At 70.7% G+C, this 5,504-nt stretch carries 6 protein-coding genes; 5 read left to right on the top strand and 1 reads right to left on the bottom strand.

Annotated features, from left to right (window positions below; translation table 11 throughout):
- Positions 1 to 321: 321 nt before the first annotated feature.
- The 5 genes from gap to GA0115240_RS34940 all read left to right on the top strand — a co-directional run bounded on the left by gap (position 322) and on the right by GA0115240_RS34940 (position 4,480).
- The gene (gene gap / locus GA0115240_RS34960; RefSeq protein WP_093743133.1) at positions 322 to 1,329 is read left to right on the top strand and encodes a type I glyceraldehyde-3-phosphate dehydrogenase; all 1,008 of its coding nucleotides are present in this window, start codon (positions 322 to 324) and stop codon (positions 1,327 to 1,329) included.
- 170 nt (positions 1,330 to 1,499) lie between these two features.
- Positions 1,500 to 2,720 (top strand): phosphoglycerate kinase, encoded by a 1,221-nt coding sequence (pgk, locus tag GA0115240_RS34955; RefSeq protein WP_093743132.1) that lies wholly within the window; start codon positions 1,500 to 1,502, stop codon positions 2,718 to 2,720.
- A 6-nt stretch (positions 2,721 to 2,726) separates the two neighbouring features.
- Positions 2,727 to 3,533, top strand: coding sequence for a triose-phosphate isomerase (tpiA, locus tag GA0115240_RS34950; protein WP_093743131.1), 807 nt, complete (start codon positions 2,727 to 2,729; stop codon positions 3,531 to 3,533).
- 146 nt (positions 3,534 to 3,679) lie between these two features.
- Complete coding sequence (secG, locus tag GA0115240_RS34945) at positions 3,680 to 3,916, top strand: preprotein translocase subunit SecG (RefSeq protein ID WP_093743129.1); 237 nt, start codon at positions 3,680 to 3,682, stop codon at positions 3,914 to 3,916.
- 228 nt (positions 3,917 to 4,144) lie between these two features.
- Positions 4,145 to 4,480: an RNA polymerase-binding protein RbpA gene (locus GA0115240_RS34940; RefSeq protein ID WP_073497103.1), complete on the top strand. Its 336-nt coding sequence runs from the start codon at positions 4,145 to 4,147 to the stop codon at positions 4,478 to 4,480.
- 50 nt (positions 4,481 to 4,530) lie between these two features.
- Here the strand turns inward: GA0115240_RS34940 and GA0115240_RS34935 are convergent, their stop codons facing one another.
- Positions 4,531 to 5,403 carry a MurR/RpiR family transcriptional regulator gene (locus tag GA0115240_RS34935; protein ID WP_093743128.1) on the bottom strand — a complete coding sequence of 291 codons (873 nt, stop codon included), beginning with the start codon at positions 5,401 to 5,403 and terminating at the stop codon, positions 4,531 to 4,533.
- Between the last annotated feature and the right edge of the window lie 101 nt (positions 5,404 to 5,504).

Here is a 5,504-nt window from a genome sequence, read left to right as displayed (position 1 = left end):
GTGCCCGGCGGCTGCGCCGACCGCGCGGGGTGCGCCCTCTTGGGGGCGCGGGGAACTGCGCGCTCGGCCCGGGTCGGCCCGCAGGTTGTCGCCGGTCGGGTGGGGCTGTTGCTGCCGTGTCCGGGCCACCGGCCGGGGGTGGTTGTCCGTGTTCCCGAGGGGTGCCCGGTGGGGCCCGGACGGGCGCCGTCGGGGCCGCTCGGCGCGAGCCGCCCGGTGTCAACGGGAACACCGGGGCGGGGTAAGGTCATGAGTGGTCGGGGACATCCCATATTTCGCAGCCGGAGAGGGACTCCGGCGACTGAGCGAGGAGATCGGTTCGTGACGATCCGGGTAGGCATCAACGGCTTTGGCCGCATCGGGCGTAACTTCTTCCGCGCCGCCCTGGAGCAGGGCGCGGACATCGAGATCGTGGCTGTCAACGACCTGGGTGACACCGCGACCACAGCGCACCTGCTGAAGTACGACACCATCCTGGGCCGCCTCAAGGCCGAGGTGGTCAGCACCGCCGACACCATCACCGTCGACGGCAAGACCATCAAGGTACTCGCCGAGCGCGACCCCGCCGCCATCAAGTGGGGCGAGCTGGGCGTCGACGTGGTCATCGAGTCCACCGGCATCTTCACCAAGGCCAAGGACGCGGGCAAGCACATCGCCGGCGGTGCCAAGAAGGTCATCATCTCGGCGCCCGCCTCCGACGAGGACATCACCATCGTGATGGGCGTCAACCAGGACAAGTACGACCCCGCCAGCCACCACATCATCTCCAACGCCTCCTGCACCACGAACTGTGTGGCGCCGATGGCGAAGGTGCTGCTGGAGAACTTCGGTATCGTCAAGGGCCTGATGACGACGGTGCACGCGTACACCAACGACCAGCGCATCCTGGACTTCCCGCACAAGGACCTGCGCCGCGCCCGCGCCGCCGCGGAGAACATCATCCCGACCACCACGGGTGCCGCCAAGGCCACCGCGCTGGTCATCCCGGAGCTGGCCGGCAAGCTCGACGGCATGGCCATGCGCGTCCCGGTCCCGACCGGCTCGGTCACCGACCTGGTGGTCGACCTGGAGCGCGAGGTGACCAAGGACGAGGTCAACGAGGCGTTCCTGAAGGCCTCGCAGGGCCAGCTCAAGGGTCTGCTGGAGTACACCGAGGACCCGATCGTCTCCTCGGACATCGTCAACTCGCCGGTGTCCTGCACCTTCGACTCGCTGCTGACCATGGTCCAGGGCGGCAAGACCGTCAAGGTCATCGGCTGGTACGACAACGAGTGGGGCTACTCCAACCGTCTGGTGGACCTCACGGTCTTCGTCGGCAGCCAGCTCTGACCGCGTAACCACCGCATCAGCCACCGCACAGCGATGTGAGAGACAGGGTCCGGACCAGCGCGGCGACGCGCTGTCCGGGCCCTGTTCGCATGACCGCCGGCCGGCTCCGGGGCCGGTCCGGCCGCTCGCCGCATCGCGGTGCAGACCCGTACTCACAGGAGACCCCACTGATGAAGACGATCGACGACCTGATCGCCGAGGGGCACGTCGCGGGCAAGCGCGTGTTCGTCCGCGCCGACCTCAATGTCCCGCTCGACGGCGAGCGCATCACCGACGACGGCCGGATCCGCGCCGCCGTCCCGACCATCACCAAGCTGGCCGACGCCGGCGCCAAGGTGATCGTCGCCTCGCACCTGGGCCGCCCCAAGGGCGAGCCCGACCCGAAGTTCTCCCTGGCCCCGGTGGCCGCGCGGCTCGGTGAGCTGCTGGGCGGCGACCGGCAGGTGGCGTTCGCCGCCGACACCGTGGGCGACAGCGCCCGCGCCACCGTGCGGGACCTGGCCGACGGCCAGATCGCGCTGCTGGAGAATCTGCGCTTCAACGCCGGCGAGACCAGCAAGGACGATGCCGAGCGCGGCGCGTTCGCCGACCGGCTCGCCGAGCTCGCCGACAGCTACGTGGGCGACGGCTTCGGCGCGGTGCACCGCAAGCACGCCTCCGTCTACGACCTCCCGGGCCGGCTGCCGCACGCGGCCGGCGGCCTGATCGCCACCGAGGTCGGCGTGCTCAAGAAGCTCACCGAGGACGTGGCCCGCCCCTACGCGGTGGTGCTCGGCGGCTCCAAGGTCTCCGACAAGCTCGGCGTCATCGACCACCTGCTGGAGAAGGCCGACCGGATCCTGGTCGGCGGCGGCATGGTCTTCACCTTCCTCAAGGCGCAGGGCTACGAGGTCGGCAAGAGCCTGCTGCAGGAGGACCAGATCCCGGTCGTCACCGAGTACCTGCAGCGGGCCGAGGCCAAGGGCGTGGAGTTCGTGCTGCCGGTGGACATCATCGGCGCCACCGAGTTCCCCGACCTGAAGACGAAGGCCCCCGCCTCCCCGGTCACCGCGCCGGTGGACGCCATCCCGGCCGACGTGCTGGGCCTGGACATCGGCCCGGAGTCCCGCAAGCTGTTCGCCGCCAAGCTGGCCGACGCGGCGACCATCTTCTGGAACGGCCCGATGGGCGTCTTCGAGCACCCCGACTTCGCCGACGGGACCCGCGCGGTCGCCCAGGCACTGGTCGACAGCTCGGCCTTCAGCGTGGTCGGCGGCGGCGACTCGGCCGCGGCCGTCCGTATCCTCGGCTTCGACGAGAACGCTTTCGGCCATATTTCCACCGGAGGCGGCGCGAGCCTGGAGTACCTCGAAGGCAAGACGCTGCCCGGCCTCGCCGCCCTGGAGGGCTGAACCACCATGACCGATCAGATCGAGCAGCCGGCCGGGAAGGCCGCCCGCACCCCGCTGATGGCGGGCAACTGGAAGATGAACCTCAACCACCTGGAGGCCATCGCCCAGGTCCAGAAGCTCGCCTTCGCCCTCACCGACAAGGACTACGACGCGGTCGAGGTCGCCGTCCTGCCGCCCTACACCGACCTGCGCTCGGTGCAGACCCTGGTGGACGGCGACAAGCTGAGGATCAAGTACGGCGCCCAGGACCTGTCCCAGCACGACGCCGGCGCCTACACCGGCGAGATCTCCGGCGGCATGCTCGCCAAGCTGAAGTGCACCTTCGTGGTCGTTGGGCACTCCGAGCGCCGCCAGTACCACGGCGAGGACGAGCCGGTGGTCAACGCCAAGATCAAGGCCGCCTTCCGGCACGACCTCACCCCGATCCTGTGCGTCGGCGAGGGCCTGGACATCCGCAAGGCCGGCCGCCAGGTCCCGCACACCCTCGCGCAGCTCGACGGCGCCCTGAAGGACATCCCCGCCGAGCAGGCCGCCACCCTGGTCGTGGCCTACGAGCCGGTCTGGGCCATCGGCACCGGCGAGGTCGCCACCCCGGCGGACGCCCAGGAGGTCTGCTCGGCGATCCGCGGCCGTATCGCCGAGCTCTACGACCAGGCGCTGGCGGACGGGCTGCGGATCCAGTACGGCGGCTCGGTCAAGGCGGGCAATGTGGCCGCCATCATGGCCCAGCCCGATGTGGACGGTGCCCTGGTGGGCGGCGCGGCACTGGACGCCGAGGAGTTCGTCAGGATCGTCCGCTTCCGGGATCAGTGAGCCGCCGGGACCGGTGAACTCCGGGGAACTGTGAAGTACCCTGGCGGGGCCGTGCCGGTGCGCTCGCACCGTCCCGGCCCCGCACCCTCCGGCCCCGTGCCGTAGTCAACCAGTGCCGTCATGTAGTCGAGAGAGTTGGTCCAGCCGTGGTCATCGGGTTCTCCATCGCCCTCATCATCTTCAGCCTGCTGCTTCTGCTGCTCGTGCTGATGCACAAGGGGAAGGGCGGCGGCCTGTCGGACATGTTCGGCGGCGGCATGCAGTCCTCGGTCGGCGGTTCCTCGGTGGCCGAGCGCAACCTCGACCGCATCACCGTGGTGATCGCCCTGCTGTGGTTCGCGTGCATCGTCACGCTCGGCCTGGTGATGAAGTTCCAGAAGTGAGCCGCCGGCGCGGTACGTTCACCGGGTGCGCGGGGCCGCGGGCGAGGTGAACGGGCCGCGCCCGGTGTTCGATTCCGGCCCATCCAGGGATAACTGACGCACCGTCGCGGACGCGACTTATCATGGAACCGCGTCTTGGGATACCGTGCCCTTTCCCGCCAGGCGCGGGTGAATCGGTCTCCGAATGCAGGGCGACCTCGCAGCACCATCACGCAGGGAGTTACGACCGTGGCAAGTGGCAACGCGATCCGTGGCAGTCGGGTCGGTGCGGGGCCGATGGGAGAGGCCGAGCGCGGCGAGTCCGCGCCGCGGCTGCGCATCTCCTTCTGGTGCTCCAACGGGCACGAGACCCAGCCGAGCTTCGCCAGCGACGCGCAGATCCCGGAGACCTGGGACTGCCCCCGCTGCGGATTCCCGGCCGGGCAGGACGAGGAGAACCCGCCGGCGCCGCCGCGCACCGAGCCGTACAAGACGCACCTCGCCTACGTGCGGGAGCGCCGCTCGGCGGCCGACGGCGAGGCGATCCTGGCCGAGGCGCTGGCCAAGCTGCGCGGGGAGATCTGACCGGTCCGGTCCGATCCGGCCGCCTCTGTCGGCCCGGCGGGTTCGACCGGTCAGCCGCGGCGGCGCGGGCGGACGGCGTGGCCGTCGCCGATGTGCGCCGTCAGGGCGAGGGAAGCGGTCGCCCGCTCGTAGGTGAGCTGGGCGACTCTCGCGTACAGGCAGTCGACGATCAGCAGCACCGAGTGGCGGGTGCCGAAGTTGCCCCGCCGGAAGCTGGTCTCGCCGGAGAAGGACGTCAGGCGTATGTCGGCGGCCTGGGCGATCGGTGAGCGCGGATCACCGGTGACGGCCACCGTGGTGGCGCCCCGGTCGGCGGCCAGCCGCAGCGGCTCCAGGACTTCCCGGGTGCTGCCGGTGTGGGACACCGCGACCACCGCGTCGGAGGGCGTCAGCAGGGCCGCGGAGGTCTCCGCGGCGTGCACCTCGGTCCAGGCGTGGGCGGCGCAGCCGATGCCGAAGAGCCGGGCCTGGGTCTCGTGGGCGACGATCCCGGAGCCGCCGACGCCGTAGACATCGATCCGGCGGGCCCCGGCGAGGGCGTGTGCGGCCCGCTCCAGTGCTTCCCGGTCGAGCTGGTCGGCGGTGTGCCGCAAGGCCCGCAGATCGGCTTCCGCGACTACGCCGATGACATGCTCCAGATCGTCCTGCGGGCCGATCCGCGGGCCCAGCGCGGCGCTCGGCGCCTCGGCGGCCTCGGCGCGGCCCTGTTCCTGGGCCAGCTCGATCAGCAGCTGCTGGTAGGAGTCCAGGCCCAGCGCGCGGCAGAAGCGGGTGACAGTGGCCTGCGAGGTGCCGGTGCGCCGGCCCAGCTCGGCGGCGGAGCCGTGGGTGGCGGCGGCGGGGTCGGCGAGCACCAGTTCGCCGACCTTGCGCAGCGAGCCGGACATCGCGGGGAGGGCGGAGCGGATCAGGGCGGTGATCATGACGACTCGTCTCGTCAGGAGTGGTGCGTCGGGTTGTGCGGGGGTGAATCCATCAACCACCATGCGTGTCGATGAATGAAATCTACAGCCAACCCCTGGTG

It is taken from the genome of Streptomyces sp. DvalAA-14 (assembly GCF_900091855.1).
Lineage (GTDB): Bacteria > Actinomycetota > Actinomycetes > Streptomycetales > Streptomycetaceae > Actinacidiphila.
The sequence above is the reverse complement of the archived record's forward strand: the minus strand, read 5'-3'. Positions and strand labels throughout refer to the sequence as shown.